This is a genomic window from Heliomarina sp., assembly GCF_052826185.1.
Genome location: NZ_JBRBUI010000054.1, coordinates 650,803 through 668,170, shown reverse-complemented (window position 1 = coordinate 668,170; position 17,368 = coordinate 650,803). Strand labels below are relative to the sequence as shown.

The 17,368-nt window shown below is 60.1% G+C and carries 15 protein-coding genes; 9 read left to right on the top strand and 6 right to left on the bottom strand.

Annotation, left to right across the window (positions count from 1 at the left end):
• Nucleotide 1 precedes the first annotated feature (1 nt).
• Nucleotides 2-463 (bottom strand): cytidine deaminase, encoded by a 462-nt coding sequence (locus ACU0FH_RS21455; RefSeq protein WP_446196721.1) that lies wholly within the window; start codon nucleotides 461-463, stop codon nucleotides 2-4.
• A gap of 46 nt (nucleotides 464-509) precedes the next feature.
• Between ACU0FH_RS21455 and ACU0FH_RS21450 the strand changes: the two genes are divergently transcribed.
• Nucleotides 510-722 (top strand): hypothetical protein, encoded by a 213-nt coding sequence (locus ACU0FH_RS21450; RefSeq protein ID WP_446196720.1) that lies wholly within the window; start codon nucleotides 510-512, stop codon nucleotides 720-722.
• A gap of 6 nt (nucleotides 723-728) precedes the next feature.
• Here ACU0FH_RS21450 and ACU0FH_RS21445 read toward each other — a convergent pair whose 3' ends face one another.
• Nucleotides 729-1,814 carry a cupin domain-containing protein gene (locus tag ACU0FH_RS21445; protein WP_446196719.1) on the bottom strand — a complete coding sequence of 362 codons (1,086 nt, stop codon included), beginning with the start codon at nucleotides 1,812-1,814 and terminating at the stop codon, nucleotides 729-731.
• A 151-nt stretch (nucleotides 1,815-1,965) separates the two neighbouring features.
• Here ACU0FH_RS21445 and ACU0FH_RS21440 point away from each other — a divergent pair, with 151 nt between their 5' ends.
• Both ACU0FH_RS21440 and prpE read left to right on the top strand, forming a co-directional pair.
• Nucleotides 1,966-4,239 (top strand): NADP-dependent malic enzyme, encoded by a 2,274-nt coding sequence (locus ACU0FH_RS21440; protein ID WP_446196718.1) that lies wholly within the window; start codon nucleotides 1,966-1,968, stop codon nucleotides 4,237-4,239.
• Nucleotides 4,240-4,813: 574 nt separating this feature from the next.
• Nucleotides 4,814-6,703 carry a propionate-CoA ligase PrpE gene (gene prpE / locus ACU0FH_RS21435; protein WP_446196717.1) on the top strand — a complete coding sequence of 630 codons (1,890 nt, stop codon included), beginning with the start codon at nucleotides 4,814-4,816 and terminating at the stop codon, nucleotides 6,701-6,703.
• A gap of 75 nt (nucleotides 6,704-6,778) precedes the next feature.
• Here the strand turns inward: prpE and ACU0FH_RS21430 are convergent, their stop codons facing one another.
• A complete protein-coding gene (locus tag ACU0FH_RS21430) occupies nucleotides 6,779-6,988 on the bottom strand; it encodes a CsbD family protein (RefSeq protein ID WP_088634717.1) in 210 nt (69 codons plus the stop codon).
• 252 nt (nucleotides 6,989-7,240) lie between these two features.
• Between ACU0FH_RS21430 and ACU0FH_RS21425 the strand changes: the two genes are divergently transcribed.
• Both ACU0FH_RS21425 and ACU0FH_RS21420 read left to right on the top strand, forming a co-directional pair.
• Nucleotides 7,241-8,671: an amidase family protein gene (locus ACU0FH_RS21425; protein ID WP_446196716.1), complete on the top strand. Its 1,431-nt coding sequence runs from the start codon at nucleotides 7,241-7,243 to the stop codon at nucleotides 8,669-8,671.
• Nucleotides 8,672-8,729: 58 nt separating this feature from the next.
• The gene (locus ACU0FH_RS21420) at nucleotides 8,730-10,289 is read left to right on the top strand and encodes a long-chain-fatty-acid--CoA ligase (RefSeq protein WP_446196715.1); all 1,560 of its coding nucleotides are present in this window, start codon (nucleotides 8,730-8,732) and stop codon (nucleotides 10,287-10,289) included.
• Between the two features lie 645 nt (nucleotides 10,290-10,934).
• On the opposite strand, the gene ACU0FH_RS21415 is transcribed toward ACU0FH_RS21420, so the two are convergent.
• Nucleotides 10,935-11,696, bottom strand: a complete 762-nt coding sequence (locus ACU0FH_RS21415) for an NAD kinase (RefSeq protein ID WP_446196714.1) — start codon at nucleotides 11,694-11,696, stop codon at nucleotides 10,935-10,937.
• Nucleotides 11,697-11,867: 171 nt separating this feature from the next.
• Between ACU0FH_RS21415 and glyA the strand changes: the two genes are divergently transcribed.
• Nucleotides 11,868-13,163 (top strand): serine hydroxymethyltransferase, encoded by a 1,296-nt coding sequence (gene glyA / locus ACU0FH_RS21410; RefSeq protein ID WP_446196713.1) that lies wholly within the window; start codon nucleotides 11,868-11,870, stop codon nucleotides 13,161-13,163.
• Nucleotides 13,164-13,300: 137 nt separating this feature from the next.
• Here the strand turns inward: glyA and ACU0FH_RS21405 are convergent, their stop codons facing one another.
• Nucleotides 13,301-13,666, bottom strand: coding sequence for a hypothetical protein (locus ACU0FH_RS21405; protein ID WP_446196712.1), 366 nt, complete (start codon nucleotides 13,664-13,666; stop codon nucleotides 13,301-13,303).
• A gap of 91 nt (nucleotides 13,667-13,757) precedes the next feature.
• On the opposite strand from ACU0FH_RS21405, the gene ACU0FH_RS21400 reads away from it, so the two are divergent.
• The 3 genes from ACU0FH_RS21400 to ACU0FH_RS21390 all read left to right on the top strand — a co-directional run bounded on the left by ACU0FH_RS21400 (nucleotide 13,758) and on the right by ACU0FH_RS21390 (nucleotide 15,138).
• Nucleotides 13,758-14,513 carry an alpha/beta fold hydrolase gene (locus ACU0FH_RS21400; RefSeq protein WP_446196711.1) on the top strand — a complete coding sequence of 252 codons (756 nt, stop codon included), beginning with the start codon at nucleotides 13,758-13,760 and terminating at the stop codon, nucleotides 14,511-14,513.
• Between the two features lie 175 nt (nucleotides 14,514-14,688).
• Nucleotides 14,689-14,883, top strand: a complete 195-nt coding sequence (locus tag ACU0FH_RS21395) for a hypothetical protein (protein ID WP_446196710.1) — start codon at nucleotides 14,689-14,691, stop codon at nucleotides 14,881-14,883.
• Between the two features lie 135 nt (nucleotides 14,884-15,018).
• A complete protein-coding gene (locus ACU0FH_RS21390) occupies nucleotides 15,019-15,138 on the top strand; it encodes an entericidin A/B family lipoprotein (protein WP_238370127.1) in 120 nt (39 codons plus the stop codon).
• 312 nt (nucleotides 15,139-15,450) lie between these two features.
• On the opposite strand, the gene lepA is transcribed toward ACU0FH_RS21390, so the two are convergent.
• A complete protein-coding gene (gene lepA, locus ACU0FH_RS21385) occupies nucleotides 15,451-17,250 on the bottom strand; it encodes a translation elongation factor 4 (protein ID WP_446196709.1) in 1,800 nt (599 codons plus the stop codon).
• Nucleotides 17,251-17,368: the final 118 nt, after the last annotated feature.

Here is a 17,368-nt window from a genome sequence, read left to right as displayed (position 1 = left end):
TTTATTCCCCGCTCATATGCGCCGCTCCAAAAGCGCCCGGCAGCAGATCGCCAATGGTGGTCCGAAACTCTTCTCCCGACACTGTCGCAAGGGTCACCGGCACATCGCCGCCACCGAATTCGGCAAGCTTCTGACGGCACCCGCCGCAGGGCGGCACCGGGCTAGGCGACCCCGCGATGACATAGACTTCGGCAAGCGTTGTTTCGCCCGCCGCGACCATCGCGGCAATCGCACCCGCCTCGGCGCAGGTCCCCTCTGGATAGGCGACGTTTTCCACGTTGCACCCGATGTACACCGCGCCAGAGTCCGACCGGATCGCAGCCCCCACCTTGAACGCCGAATAGGGCGCATGGGCATTCTTTCGCACCGCGCTCGCCGCCGCTCTCAGATCTTTCATCTCAAGGCCCTTCTTTTTCATAGCTATGTCATGTTCCCGGCTGTAACCATTGGATGCAAGGAACATTAAATGCCGCGGCGCGTTCTGACACCGCAGCAACCGGTACAGGTCCATGACAAGTTCACTCTACTCTCGCCCCCGTGTCGCCCTGAAGAAGAACGGCGGCACACCCCAGCACGAAGAACGCAAGAAACCGGCGACGTCGCGCACCGAGGCCGAACTTCTGCGGCTTTCCGAGCAGGAAGGCCACCCCGAACTCGGCGAACTGACCGAGCGCGAGGCGCGTCTCCGGATCGCCCAGCTGAAGCGGCACCGCGAGTCCTGACACGTATCAGCCGAGCTTTGTCTGAAACACGCCCGGCAGCGATACTTCAAGCAATTCAATGTCTTCACTGGCATCCCTCAGCCGCGTTTTCATGCCGGGCGGGATGACGAATGCATCCCCTTCGGTCAGCGGATAAGGCTCACGCCCCTCTCCGTCGAGCGTCACCTTACCCGACATCACAAAGGTGAAAAGAATATCCGTGTCGTGGCGCGCCCAGTCCGGCGCACCCTGTCCCTTGCGCACCACCTGAACACCGGCCACACCCTTGGTATTCTCGGCAATCGTCGTGTCCCGCGCCTCGAACCCCGGAATCCGGAACGGTGCCCAGATCGCATCCTTCGCCTGATTGTAAACGAAACGCTGCCCCTGCCATTCGCGCTCAGGGCGAAGATGCGGTGTCGGCAGTTCCATCTCGTGGTCGATTTCCGTGACATGCTCGGCGGGTACGCCGATCTCGATCACCTGAACATTGTCGCTCGCTTCCAGCACACGATGGCGAATTTCGGGCGGCTGGATGAAACAATCGCCCGCCGTCAGGCGCATCTTCGGCCCCTGATCCTCGTAAACCACGTCCACCCAACCGTTTATGCAAAAGATGAGCTGAAAGCCGACCTTGTGGAAATGCACCATGTCGGGCACCGGGCCACCGTCGGGAATCCGGATATGGCTCGCAATGATAGACCCGCCCAGCCGGTCGGGAATCAGGTCACGGTAATGCATCCCCGCCCGCCCGATGATCCACGGCGCCTGATCCGCCAGCCGCCGCACCACAAAGGAATGCACAGTCGTCGGCATCTGCATCGGCGGGTTCAACTCATCGATTTCGATCTTCGTGCCGTTCGGCGCCATAAGCTCCCGCTTGCCCTCAGCGAATTCATCCGGCGCGTCGGTCAGAATACGCAAAGTCCCCGGAGATTCCGCCGCGCCATTCTCGACCCGCAGCCGCAGCCCATGCCCGGAAAAAACCGCCACCTGGGGGTCATCCGCCGGATAGATCATATCCAGCCGCATCCCCAACACCTTGGTAAAAAACGGAATATCATCGCGCAGCTCTTGCGTGGGAAGTCGGATTTCCCCCCGGATCTCGGTCATCTTTGCTCTCTTTCACCGTGTTTTTCGCGACTTTGACGAGCCGCCGCCAAACTTGCAAGCAAGCGGCTTGGTGAAGGATGCGAAAAGAACCGTTTAACGCCACAAAAAAATGGTTTAGCACTAAACTAAACCCAGAAAGAGGTCCGTTCCCGTGTCCGAAAACCAGAGCCTGCGCCAGGCTGCGCTGTATTACCACGAACATCCCAAGCCCGGAAAACTCGAAATCCGCGCCACCAAGCCAATGGCGAATGGGCGCGATCTGGCCCGTGCCTACTCCCCCGGCGTGGCCGAGGCCTGCCTTGAAATCAAGGAAGATGAAGCAAACGCCGCGCGCTACACAACGCGGGGCAATCTGGTCGGCGTGGTCTCCAATGGCTCTGCGGTTCTGGGGCTTGGCAACATCGGCGCGCTGGCCTCGAAACCGGTGATGGAGGGCAAGGCCGTGCTCTTCAAGAAATTCGCCAACATCGACTGTTTCGATATCGAATTGAACGAACCCGACCCGGAAAAGCTGGCCGATCTCGTCTGCGCGATGGAACCGACCTTTGGCGCGATCAATCTCGAAGACATCAAGGCCCCCGACTGTTTCATCGTCGAACGGATCTGCCGCGAACGCATGAACATCCCGGTGTTCCACGATGATCAGCACGGCACCGCCATCGTTGTCGGCGCGGCCGCCAAGAACGCGATTTTCGTCGCGCAGAAATCCTTTGAGGACATCAAGATCGTCTCGACCGGCGGTGGCGCGGCGGGCATCGCCTGCCTCAATATGCTGCTGAAACTGGGCGTCAAACGCGAGAATGTCTGGCTCTGCGATATTCACGGTCTCGTCTACGAAGGCCGCACCGAGGACATGAACCCTCAAAAAGCCGAATATGCGCAGAAATCCGATCTGCGCACACTGGATGAGGTCATCGACGGTGCCGATCTCTTCCTCGGTCTCTCAGGCCCCGGCGTGCTCAAACCAGAAATGGTGGCGCGCATGGCGACCCGTCCGATCATCTTTGCCCTCGCCAACCCCACACCCGAGATCATGCCCGACCTTGTCCGCGAAGTCGCACCGGATGCGATCATCGCCACGGGACGCAGCGATTTTCCCAATCAGGTCAATAACGTACTCTGCTTCCCCTTTATCTTCCGAGGGGCCCTGGACGTTGGCGCGACCGAGATCAACGACGAGATGCAGCTTGCCTGTATCGACGGGATCGCGGAACTCGCCCGCGCCACCACCAGTGCCGAGGCCGCCGCCGCCTATTCCGGTGAACAGCTTACCTTTGGCGCCGATTACCTGATCCCCAAGCCTTTCGATCCGCGCCTGATTGCCGTGGTCTCGTCCTCCGTGGCCCGCGCCGCGATGGAAAGCGGCGTTGCCGCGCGACCGATCGAGGATCTCGACGCGTATAAGCACAAGCTGAACCAGTCGGTCTTCCGCTCTGCACTGTTGATGCGCCCGGTGTTCGAGGCCGCCGCCTCCGCCTCGCGCCGGATCGTCTTTGCCGAGGGCGAGGACGAACGTGTTCTCCGCGCCGCGCAGGCGGTGCTAGAAGAGACCACCGAAACGCCAATCCTGATCGGTCGCCCCGAAGTGATCGAGCAGCGCTGCGAACGGTTCGGGCTCGATATCCGCCCGGGCCGCGATGTGCAGCTCGTGAACCCGGAAAACGACCCCCGCTACTACGATTACTGGACTTCGTATCACGAGATCATGGAACGTCGCGGTGTCACACCGGACCTCGCCAAGGCGATCCTGCGCACCAATACCACGGCCATTGGCGCGATCATGGTGCAGCGAGGCGAGGCCGATTGCCTGATCTGCGGCACTTTCGGCGAATACCGCTGGCACCTGAACTACATCAATCAGGTACTTGGATCGGAGGAATTGCATCCTGCGGGCGCACTCAGCCTGATGATCCTCGAAGAGGGGCCGCTTTTCATCGCCGACACGCAGGTTCACACCGAACCCTGCGCCGAGGAACTCGCGGATATCGCCATCGGGGCCGCGCGTCACGTGCGCCGCTTTGGCCTAACCCCCAAGGTCGCCATGTGTTCGCAATCGCAATTCGGCAGCCAGAACGACAGTTCCGGCCAGCGCATGCGCGCCGCGATGGACATTCTGAACCGCAAGGGCTGCTCCTTTGAATTCGAAGGCGAAATGAACGTCGAAGCCGCGCTCGACGGGGAACTTCGCGCTCGCGTCTTCCCGAACTCTCGCATGGAAGGCATAGCCAACGTGCTGGTCTTTGCCCATGCAGACGCAGCCAGCGGCGTGCGCAACATCCTCAAGATGCGCGCGGGCGGGCTCGAAGTCGGACCGATCCTGATGGGCATGGGCAACCGAGCCCATATCGTCAGCCCCTCAATCACCACGCGCGGGTTGCTGAACATGGCCGCCATCGCAGGCACCCCGGTTGCGCAATACGGCTAGGAGCCTTCTCCCCTCGCCCCGTTAGCGGGGCGAGAATATCCGCCGACAGATGCAGCGCTACGAAGCTCTGAAATTACGGCGCGCATTCTGGCTAAACTCAATACAGTGAAAAAAGCCCGCATCAGAACGCAATTCCGCCATGTGGCAACCCACATGGCGGATACTTTAGGAAAAATGGGTGGGTCAGTTATTTCTTGACGGTTTTCTCGCCGGGTTTAGACGGCTTGGACTTCTTGTCGCCCATCGGGGCAATCCTCAATGCAAAGGTACAGGCACCATGCCTGCCCTGTGACCAGATTTACCACCGCGTCCCTGATTCCAGCTTGCCCATTTTCGACCTCGACGTCGCATTTTAACCTCGTTTTCCCTTGCGGCAATTTGCTGCCGAACCCTCCGGATCATATGGAAACTTTGCAAACCCGACCCTTGCGACAAAGACCGCCCTACCCGGTTTGCAAACTGTTGCGCTAACGGTCACGAAAATTTGCGCCAGACTGTCGCGCCACCGGTCTCGCGGCTTGCCGGACCTGCCTTCGCTCCTTAACAAACCCTAACGGATGCGGAGGAGGATCTCATGTCTTACAAGGAAGTCTACGAGGCCAGCATGGCCGACCCGAACGGGTTCTGGCTCGAACAGGCCAAGTCAATCGACTGGGACCGCTTTCCGACAAGGGCGCTGAACGACGAAAACGCCCCGCTCTACACCTGGTATAACGACGGCATGGTCAACACTTGCTGGAACGCGGTTGACCGCCATTGCGAAGCCGGGCGCGGCGCGCAGATCGCGCTGATCCATGACAGCCCCGTCACGGGCACGATCCAGAAGATCACCTATGACGAGTTGCGCAACCGCGTCGCCATGCTTGCCGGTGCCCTGCGCGCCAAGGGCATCGAAAAGGGCGACCGGGTCATCATCTACATGCCGATGGTGCCGCAAGCGATTGAGGCCATGCTCGCCTGCGCCCGGATCGGCGCCATCCACTCGGTCGTTTTCGGCGGGTTCGCCGCGCATGAGCTGGCCGTGCGGATCGACGACTGCCAACCAAAGGCGATCATCGCCGCCTCCTGCGGGATCGAACCGGGCCGCGTCGTCCATTACAAACCGCTCTTGGATGGGGCCATCGAACAGGCCACGCACAAGCCGGATTTCTGCGTGATCTTCCAGCGCGAACAAGAGGTTGCTCATCTCGAAGAGGGCCGCGATTTCAATTGGTACGGTTTTCAATACGGTGTTGAGCCCGCCGATTGCCTCCCCGTCGAAAGCACCCACCCCGCCTATATCCTCTACACCTCCGGCACCACAGGTGCGCCCAAGGGCGTGGTGCGCCACACAGGCGGGCACCTTGTCGCGCTCAACTGGTCGATGAAGAACATCTACAACGTCGATCCCGGCGACGCCTTCTGGGCGGCATCCGACGTGGGCTGGGTCGTGGGCCATTCCTACATCGCCTATGGCCCGCTTATCCACGGCAACACCACCATCGTGTTCGAGGGCAAGCCTGTCGGCACCCCCGACCCCGGCACCTTCTGGCGCGTCATCTCGGAACACAACGTGCGGTCTTTCTTTACCGCGCCAACGGCGATCCGCGCGGTGAAACGCGAAGACCCCAAAGGCGAATATCTCAAGAAATACGACCTCTCTTGCCTGCGCGCCCTCTATCTCGCGGGGGAACGCGCCGACCCGGACACCATAGAATGGGCCCAGCGCGTCCTCGACAAGCCGGTCTATGACCACTGGTGGCAGACGGAAACCGGCTGGACCATCGCGGGCAACCCGGCGGGGCTCGAGGCCTTGCCGGTCAAGATCGGCTCACCCACCGTCGCCATGCCCGGCTATGATATCCAGATCCTCGACGAGGCCGGGCACCAGATGAAACCGGGTGAGCTCGGCGCCATCGCGATCAAGCTGCCACTGCCTCCCGGCACGCTGCCGACGCTCTGGAACGCCGAGGCACGGTTCAAAAAATCCTACCTCGAACATTTCCCCGGCTATTACGAAACCGGCGATGCCGGGATGATCGACGAAAACGGCTATGTCTACATCATGGCCCGCACCGATGACGTGATCAATGTCGCCGGGCACCGTCTGTCGACCGGCGCGATGGAGGAAGTGCTGGCCAGCCACCCGGATGTCGCCGAATGCGCCGTGATCGGCGTCAGCGACGACCTCAAGGGCCAGATGCCCGTCGGGTTCGTGATCCTGACCAAGGGCGTGAACCGGCCAGAGGCGGAAATCACTTCGGAATGCGTGAAACTCGTCCGTGACCAGATCGGACCAGTCGCGGCCTTCAAACTGGCGGTTGTCGTTGATCGCCTGCCCAAGACGCGTTCGGGCAAAATCCTTCGGGCAACCATGGTCAAGATCGCAGACAATCAAGATTTCAAGATGCCCGCCACGATTGACGACCCCGCCATTCTCGACGAAATTCGCGATGCGCTCAAATCGATTGGCTACGGCGGCTAACCAGCCGAACCGACACCCGGAAACGCGCAAGGGCGGCTGAAACAGCCGCCCTTGTACCGCTTAAATGCTTTGAATTCAGACTGCGCTGTGATCGCGCGCAGCGAATTCATCAACCTTGCGTTCAGCTTCGTCCTTGGCAAGGCCATAGCGTTCCTGAACAACACCAATCAGCTTGGTGCGATCACCTTCGACCTTGTCGAGGTCATCATCGGTGAGCTCGCCCCATTCGCGCTGAATCGAGCCTTTGATCTGTTTCCAGTTACCTTGGATTTGATCCCAGTTCATAACATAACTCCTATTCTTTGCGGGGCTTCCACCCCAAGGCCCCGCACCCTGCGTTGCCTCGGGGACAAAACGTGACAGCAGGCCGTTGGTTCCGCTCAAATCGCTGTCACAGTACACGATGGCGGGGTTTTGCCTGTGGTCACTACGAGCACATTTGTTGTCCTGATGAGCCGTGCGGGGCGATGTTTCTGCCCGTCCCCTCTTGGCTTTCCCTGCGCCGCGCGCCTAACGTGCCCGCGCAGGAGAATACACATGACCAATGATACGATCTGGCGCCTGAGCGCGACCGAAACCGCCGAAAAAACCCGCAGCGGAGAGCTGAGTGCCGAAGCTGCCGTCAGCGCCGCCATCGCGCGGATGCACGCGGTGAACCCCGACCTGAACGCCGTTGTCGAAGACCTCGGCGATGAGGCAATGGAACGCGCGGTTGCGCTCGACAAGGCCCGCGCCGGTGGCGCCACCCCCGGCCCGCTGTACGGTCTGCCCGTCACCATCAAGGTCAACGTCGACCAGGCCGGTCACGCGACGACAAACGGCGTGCTCGCCCTGCGTGATGTCATCGCCGAACATGACGCCCCGGTGGTTGAAAACCTGCAAAAGGCAGGTGCTATCGTGATCGGACGCACCAATACACCCGAATTTTCCTTCCGCGCCGATACGGACAACCCGCTCTACGGCCGCACGCGCAACCCCTGGGGCACCCATATCTCGCCCGGCGGCTCTTCGGGCGGTGCGGGTGCGTCGATCATGGCCGGGATCGGCACGCTCGCTCATGGCAACGACATCGGCGGCTCACTGCGCTTTCCCGCCGCCGCCAATGGCGCGGTGACCGTCAAGCCGGGCCTCGGCCGCGTCCCCGCCTATAACCCGAGCCAGAAAGCCGAACGCGGGATGCTGTCGCAATCCATGTCCGTGCAGGGGCTGATCACCCGCACCGCGCAGGATTTGCACATGTCCATGCCCAGCATGATCGCCCCCGATCCGCGCGATCCCTTCCATATCCCGCTGCCATGGCAGGGCGCCCCGCTCGGCTCTCCCATCAAAGTGGCCTTCACCAAGAACACCTTTGAATTCGATCTCCACCCCGAGGTCGAAAAGGCGCTGGATACCGCCCGCGAAGCGCTCGAGGACGCGGGCTACCAGGTCGAGGAAATCGACCCGCCCCTTATCCGCGACTGCGGCATGGAGGGCTATCGAACCCTCATGGGCGAGATGGCCGGCATGATGCGCGACGACATCAAGGTGCTTGGATCGAACGATATCAACGCGCTCTTCAACGAATATTTCGATCAGTTCCAACCGTTTGAAGGGGCCGAACTGCTCGCGATGATGGCCAAGCGCACCCATTACGCGCGCGAGCTTTCGCTGTTCCTCGCCGAATACCCGCTCGCGCTCACGCCCTTTATGCCCACCCCCTTCTTTGGCCCCGATCGCGACCTCGAGGGTGCGGCAGGCGTGCTCGAGGTGCTGGGCGCCGCGCTCTACTCCTATTCGATGAACTTTGTTGGTCTGCCCGCCGGCTCCGTGCCCGCGCGGCTTGCGGACTTGCCCAAAGGTCCCCAACCCATCAATGTGCAGGTGATCGGACAGCGCTGGCGCGAGGATCTCATCGTTGACGCGATGATCGCGATTGAATCGCGCGTCGGGCGCATGTGTGATGTACTTTGGGAGAGAATGGGGTAAATTACCTCTACATAACAGGCGCTTGCGCCTTTGCATAACGTCCTGGGAGGAGACTTAAATGCAGATATCGTCAGCCCTGCGCCGTGCGGCGCAGGTCAATCCGACGACCACGGCCACCGTTCACGCAGACCGCAGCCAGACATGGGAGACCCTGTTGAACAGGGTGCAGAAACTGGCCGGCGCGCTGCAGAAACTGGGCATGAAGCCGAACGACCGGGTCGCGCTTTTGTCGCTGAACTCGGACCGTTTCATCGAATATTTCTTTGCGACAGTCTGGGGCGGCGGGGCGATGATGCCGATGAACATCCGCTGGTCGCCAGCAGAATGCGCCTATGCGATGAACGATGCCGGGGCCGAGATCCTGATCGTCGATGATGCCTTTGCCAAGGCTGCCGCACCGATCCAGGAGAAAGCCAAAGGCCTGAAAACGCTTATCTTCTGCGGTGACGGCGACACGCCCGAGGGGATGCAGAACTACGAAGAGATCATCGCCGCTGCCGATCCGGTCGAGGATGCGGGCCGATCGGGCGACGATCTCGCCGGAATTTTCTATACCGGCGGCACCACCGGTTTCCCTAAGGGCGTGATGCTCAGCCATACGAATTTCTACGTCGGCGGGTTGTCGAACGCGCAGGAACTGGGGGTGCGTGACGGCACCGTCTATCTCCACGCCGCGCCCATGTTCCATATCGCCGACCTGCTCTGGTTCATGGCCATCACCTTCGTCTCTGGTACCCATGTCTCGATCCCCTCCTTCACGCCGGACGCGACGCTGGAAGCCATCGAAACCCATCGCCCCAGCCACATCCTGCTGGTCCCGGTGATGCTGCAGATGGTCATGGCCAGCCCGAAGCTGGCGGAAACCGACGTCTCCTCGCTTGAGCTTATCGCCTACGGTGCCTCGCCCATCACACAGGCGGCGCTGGAAAACGGGTTCAAATGTTTCCCCAAGGCACAGTTCCTGCAAGCCTTTGGCCAGACAGAGCTTTCCCCCGTCGCGACGGTGCTTGCCACCGATTACCACGTGGTCGAAGGCCCCAAGGCGGGCAAGCTGCGCTCCGCCGGTCGTGCCACCCGCTGTGTCGAGATCCGCGTCGTCGATGAGGACGGCAACGAGCTTCCGCGCGGCGAGGTGGGCGAAATCACCGTCAAGGGGCCAATCACCATGCTCGGCTACTGGCAGAAACCCGATGTCACCGCCAAGACCATCCGCAACGGCTGGGTCCATACCGGCGATGCGGGCTATATGGATGACGAAGGCTTCATCTTCCTGATGGACCGTCTCAAGGACATGATCGTTTCGGGCGGCGAAAACGTCTATTCCGCCGAGGTCGAGAACGCCATTGGCCAGCACCCGGCCGTCGCCACCAGCGCGGTGATCGGAATCCCGAGCGAACAATGGGGCGAAGCAGTTCATGCGCTGGTCATCCTGAAACCCGGAGCTGAAGCCACCGAGCAGGAGATCAAGGACCACTGCCACGAGCTGATCGCCGGGTACAAATGCCCGCGCAGCGTGGAATTCCGCACCGAAGCCTTTCCGCTGTCCGGCGCCAACAAAGTGCTCAAGACGGAATTGCGCAAGCCCTATTGGGAAGGACAGGAGCGGCAGATCGCCTGAAGCGCGCCCTCAAAAAATAACGGACCCGGTGTTTTCACGCCGGGCCCGCAAAACTCGGAACAATTACTGCGGCCGAGGGAAAGCGGCCAGGGTGCTGAAAAACTCAGCCTGCATGGTTCATGCCATGGTTGTGTAAAAATAAAAGCACAATCATTAGCCTAATTCCAAAAAACATGCCGCTTTTGGATTTTCGGGCAAGAACGCCCGGCAAGGCATCACAATACCGGGCCGATCCTACCATAATTGCGGGCACAGGGTTTCCCCTGCACCCGCCATTCCTGATTTGAAACCGCTTACCTTTTACGCTTTTCCCGATCCGAGAACAGATCACTGTCAATTCAGCCAAGGGGTCTATGCCTTTGGTATGACGACTCAGTAATCGACGTCTGTCACACCGGTATGAAACACGGGGAAAAATCACTCGTACCGGCAAAGTGCGGACGTGGAGTTTGGGGCCCCACGCCCGCGACTTCGCGAAACACGCATACTCTTTACAAACTCGCTCACTCGTACTCGGAGAGCGCCTAACCGGTGGCGCCCGATCCGATGATCCTTGTATGACGAAGCCCGCTTGGAACTTCCGTGATCTTCTTCACAAATAGGAATGAAGATTTCAGAAATTTCCAAAAGCCAGCAGCGAGGAAATCAGTTGAATTGTTCGGAAATGAGCCGCTCTTCCAGCCCGTGGCCAGGATCAAAGAGAATCCGGTGCTTTATCGTCGGATCGGATTTGATCTCGACCCAGTCGATATTGTCGATGGAAATCGAATCCGCATCCGCCATGACTGGGCGCTTGGCCGATTCCAGCACGTCGAACCGCACCGTGACCCGTTTCGGCAGCAAAGCCCCGCGCCAACGCCGGGGCCGGAATGCGGCAATCGCCGTCAGCGCCAGCACATCCGACCCGATTGGTAGAATCGGCCCATGGGCCGAATAGTTATACGCGGTCGATCCCGCCGGGGTGGACAGCAGCGCCCCGTCGCAGACCAGTTCGTCCAGCCGGACCTTGCCATCGACGGTAATCTTAAGCTTGGCCGCCTGCGGCCCCGCCCGCAATAGCGAGACCTCGTTGATCGCCAGCGCCCGATGCACCCGCCCGGTCTGGTCCATCGCTTGCATAGACAGCGGGTTGATATCTTCCTGAACCGCCTCCTCGAGGCGCTCCATCAGGCCATCCTCGTTGTATTCATTCATCAAAAAGCCGATGGTACCGCAGTTCATGCCGTAAACCGGGGCCGGAAGATCCTGCGTCGTATGCAGCGTGCGCAGCATGAAACCATCCCCGCCGAGCGCCACGATCACATCCGCCTCGGCTGGCGGCACGTCGCCATATCTCGCGGTCAGCACATCATGGGCCGACTGGGCCACTTCGCTCTTGCCGGCCATGAACGCGATTTTCAGGGTCATTCCAAAGGTTTCCGGTATTACGCAACTTGTTCCGAAACAATCATACCTTTCCGGGCGTGACCAGCCTTGGCGCGCGCGGGGTACAATTCGTCGCTTTACAGCCTTTCCACGCTGCGCCGTTTCCGATACGAAACCCCGCAATCACGCCCCTTTCATTACCCGGAGCATCCAATGAACGCGCCCACTCGTGACAACGGTTTCTTTACCGAATCCCTCTCCAGCCGCGACCCCGAGCTTTATGGCTCCATCACCTCCGAACTGGGCCGCCAGCGCGACGAGATCGAGCTGATCGCGTCGGAAAACATCGTCTCGGCCGCCGTGATGGAAGCGCAGGGTTCGGTGATGACCAACAAATATGCCGAAGGCTATCCGGGCCGTCGCTACTATGGCGGCTGCCAGTTCGTCGACATCGCCGAGAACCTCGCCATCGAACGCGCCTGCAAGCTGTTCGACTGCGAATTTGCCAATGTGCAGCCGAACTCCGGTTCGCAGGCCAACCAGGGCGTCTTCACCGCGCTGCTGCAGCCCGGCGACACCATCCTCGGCATGAGCCTCGACGCCGGCGGCCACCTCACCCACGGCGCCGCGCCCAACCAGTCGGGCAAGTGGTTCAACGCGATCCAATACGGCGTGCGCAAGCAGGACAACCTGCTGGACTACGACCAGGTCGAAGAACTCGCGAAAGAGCACAAGCCCAAGCTGATCATCGCCGGCGGTTCTGCCATCCCGCGCCAGATCGACTTTGCGCGCATGCGCGAGATTGCCGACAGCGTCGGCGCCTACCTGCACGTGGACATGGCGCATTTCGCCGGTCTCGTCGCGGCGGGCGAGCATCCCTCCCCGTTCCCGCACGCGCATGTGGCGACCACCACCACCCACAAGACCCTGCGTGGTCCGCGTGGCGGCATGATCCTCACCAATGACGAGGCGCTGGCGAAAAAGTTCAACTCGGCCATCTTCCCAGGTATCCAGGGCGGGCCGCTGATGCATGTGATCGCGGGCAAGGCCGTCGCCTTTGGCGAGGCGCTGCGTCCCGAATTCAAGGACTACATCAAGCAGGTCGTCACCAATGCGCAGGCGCTCTCGGACCAGTTGATCAAGGGCGGACTCGACACCGTGACCCACGGTACCGACACCCACGTTGTTCTCGTCGATCTGCGCCCCAAGAACGTCAAAGGCAACGCCACTGAGAAGGCGCTGGGCCGCGCGCATATCACCTGCAACAAGAACGGCGTTCCTTTCGATCCGGAAAAACCGACCGTGACCAGCGGCATCCGCTTGGGCTCGCCCGCGGGCACCACGCGCGGCTTTGGCGAGGCCGAGTTCCGCCAGATCGCGGACTGGATCATCGAAGTGGTCGACGGTCTGGCCGCCAATGGCGAAGACGGCAACAGCGCGGTCGAGGAAAAGGTCAAAGCCGAAGTGGAAGAGCTCTGCGCCCGCTTCCCGATCTACCCCAACCTCTGACCTGATCAAACAGGCCCGGGGCAAAAGCCCCGGCGCCGATGCACGCCCGATGTACAGGGGGTGTACAGGTAGTGTACGGGAATCACCCCCTCATTTCGGGGGGCATTCCACCCGGACGACGCGGGTCCGACAGGCTGTCAGATAAAGCCGCGCCACATCAGGATGGCCATCAGGATCGCGGCAATCACCAGAATATTGAACGCAACCACGCCCAGAACGCCAAGGAAATAGCCCTTGCGGCGATCCGAAACATTAATGCCGGTGAGGTGTTCGCGAATGCGGCTCGCCGCCGTATCAAGACGCGATTCATCCAATGTATTCCGCAGCTTGGGGTGTTCTGCCAAACCTTCGGCCTTGGCCAGTTCACGCCCGTAACGGCGCACTGAACGTGGCAGGCGACGCCCGGCCTTGCGCAGCGCGACAGAAAAGCTGCCCGCACGCACGCCGAGTTTGTCGCGCATTAATTTCTTCAGCTCTAAAGTCTGTTCCTGAACCTGGCTCATCACTCACCCTCACATCCCCAGACATAGCGCGCTGTCGGCGCGTGCTCAATGGGGCTGGAAGCCATCCCGGGCAGTCGCTAGACAAGATGTCATGTTGAACACCATTCGCCACGGCACCGCCACGGATCTCCCGCCCCTTCTCATCGTGCATGGCCTTTTCGGCTCTGCCCGCAACTGGGGCGTGATTGCGAAACGGCTCTCCGACAGCCGCGAGGTCATCGCCGTCGATCTGCGCAATCACGGCGAAAGCCCATGGCATGACAGCCATACCTACGCCGATCTGGCCGATGATCTGGCCGAGGTGATGGCCACCCTGCCCGGCCCGGTGGATCTGGTTGGGCACTCCATGGGCGGCAAGGCCGCGATGATGCTGGCCCTGACCCACCCCGAGCACCTGAACCGTCTGGTAATCGCGGACATTGCCCCCGTGGCCTACACCCACACGCAGTTGCATTTTATCGAGAAGATGCGCGCGGTGGATTTGGAGCGCGTCACCCGTCGTTCCGAGGCGGCGCAGCAACTGGCCGAGCTTGGCGTCGAACCCGCCCTGCAAAGCTTTTTCACCCAGTCGCTCGATGTCGCCAACCAAAAGTGGAAACTGAACCTCGACGCGCTCGAAGCGAATATGCCCGAGATCATGGCCTTTCCCGATATCGAGGCGCAATGGGACGGCCCTGCCCTGTTCCTCAGCGGCGCCGATTCCGATTACGTAACATCGGACAATCGCGACAAGATCCGCAGCCTGTTCCCCTCTGCCCGCTTTGCAAAACTGCCCGGTGCGGGCCACTGGCTCCACGCAGACAAGCCCCGTGAATTCGAAGCCACCCTGCGCGTGTTCCTCGATTGAATAGCCAATTCAGTTATTTATGAGCCTCGCAGGGCATTCATTAACATTTGTTAATACGTTGAATTAGTAACCTAAGGTCACAAATGTCACTAATTCTTCAAAATTGAAGAATGCCGTCTGGGCAGGAATCACCTGATTCTCTATAAGAGGACTTGGATGGGTAAGGGCGGACAGAATGACTGGATACATACTCTCGTCTTCTATGACGGGCATTTTCGGAGGTGCCTTGGGGCTTCTCGCTTATGGAAACGACCTGATACACGTACTCGGATGGTATCTGATCGGCGGCTGGGCCGGGCTTGCGGCCATGGTCGCGGCAGTGCTGATCAGCAATAACATGCGCGAGAACACTTTTCGGGCCGCACGCTGACATAGCCGGGCAATCGTCGTCTCAGGCCATTGCCCGCTTGCGCAGCAACCACTAGATGTGGTTGAATATGCCGTGCAGATATCGAGATTAAGCCCGAATTCTGCGTCTCACCCCGTCTGAATCAAGAGCTTTGTCATGCTGCGCATCCTTGCCATCACCCTCGTCCTTCTGCCTCTCGCCGCCTGTGAAACCGCCAAGGGTTTCGGCAAGGACGTTGAATCTCTCGGCCGCAATATCCAGGACGAAGCGGAATAATCCGCGGCCTCGGCCCCTCTTCAACCAAATCACAACCGACCGCATTTCCGGCATTCGCATGTCGTCGATACGCCTGTTGTATCGACCGGTGTTCTATTGGCGGAAAGCTTTGGTTCAGACTTAATTTAGGTTTCTGCCGCACAATTCATATCGGTATTTCCACGAGGGTCGGCGTATAATTTACGCAAGGTAAAGCACGCGCAATTGCTGCAATTGCAAAGTTATTTTGCGCATGCAGCAATTACTTGGATTTTCCGACATTTTTTCGAATAGAAAATGTTCCGGCCGCGAAACGTCACGCAGCCGGACATATCAGCCGTCCATCTTGAGCGCGGAAATGAACGCTTCCTGCGGGATGTCCACCTTGCCGAACTGGCGCATCTTCTTCTTGCCCGCCTTCTGCTTTTCCAGCAGCTTTTTCTTACGGGTCGCGTCACCGCCGTAACATTTCGCGGTCACGTCCTTGCGCATGGCCGACAACGTCTCCCGTGCGATAACCTTGCCCCCGATCGCCGCCTGAATCGGGATCTTGAACATGTGGCGCGGGATCAGCTCCTTGAGCTTCTCGCACATGGCCCGCCCGCGCGCTTCCGCGCGATCACGGTGAACCATCATCGACAGCGCATCGACCGGTTCATCGTTCACGAGGATCTGCATCTTGACCAGATTGTCCTGACGGTAGCCGATCATCTGGTAATCGAAAGAGGCATAGCCCTTGGTGACCGATTTCAGACGGTCATAGAAATCGAACACCACCTCGTTCAACGGCAGGTCATAGACCACCAGCGGGCGCGAACCGGCATAGGTCAGCTCCTGCTGGATACCGCGACGGTCCTGGCACAGCTTCAGCACGTCGCCGAGGTAATCGTCAGGCACCATGATCGTGGCCTTGATCCGCGGTTCTTCCACGTGATCGACATAGGTCAGGTCGGGCATGTCGGCGGGGTTATGCAGCTCCTGCATCGTCCCGTCTTTCATGAAGACATGGTAAACCACCGACGGTGCCGTGGTGATAAGCTCGATATCGTACTCACGTTCAAGCCGGTCGCGGACCACTTCAAGATGCAGCAAGCCGAGGAAACCGCAGCGGAACCCGAACCCAAGCGCCGCCGAGGTTTCCATTTCATAAGAGAACGACGCATCGTTCAGCGCCAGTTTCTCGATGGCATCGCGCAGGTCCTCGAACTCGGCGGAATCCACCGGGAAGAGACCGCAGAAGACCACCGGGATCGACGGTTTGAAGCCGGGAAGCGGTTTGTCCGCACCCTTTTTCTCATGGGTGATCGTGTCGCCCACCTTGGTGTCGCGCACCTGCTTGATCGATGCGGTGATGAACCCGATTTCACCGGGGCCAAGCTCATCCACGTTCTGCATCGCGGGACGGAACACACCAATCCGGTCGATCTGATGCACGGTGCCGTTCTGCATGAACCGCACGCGCTCGTTCTTTTTCATCACGCCGTCCATGATCCGGACAAGCACGACAACGCCGAGATAGGGATCGTACCAGCTGTCGACCAGCATCGCCTTGAGCGGCGCATCCCGATCCCCTGTCGGCGCGGGCAGCCGGTGCACAATCGCCTCGAGGGTTTCGTGAATGCCGATGCCCGATTTGGCCGAAACCAGCATAGCCTCAGAGGCATCGATGCCGATCACATCCTCGATCTGCTCGCGCACCCGGTCGGGCTCCGAGGCCGGCAGATCGATCTTGTTCAGCACCGGCACGATCTCATGATCCGCGTCGATGGCCTGATAGACGTTCGCCAGAGTCTGCGCCTCCACCCCTTGGGTCGAGTCCACGACCAGCAGCGACCCCTCCACCGCGCGCATCGACCGGGATACCTCGTAGGCAAAGTCAACATGGCCGGGCGTGTCGATCAGGTTGAGGACATAAAGCTCCCCGTTATCCGCGATATACTCGATCCGGACAGTGTTCGCCTTGATGGTGATGCCGCGTTCGCGTTCGATATCCATCGCGTCGAGCAACTGCTCTTTCATCTCACGTGCCGAGACGGTGTTTGTCGACTGGATCAACCGGTCGGCAAGCGTGGATTTCCCATGGTCGATATGCGCGACGATGGAGAAATTGCGGATATGTGCGAGGTCTGTCATGGCGGTGATATGTATGGGAACGCGGCATCGGTCAAGCGCCACGTGAGGGCAGATCCAATAAGTTTGACAGGGTTCAAAGCTCTTCGTAGCGTCAGAGGGCAATTACAGCATCAAGGTC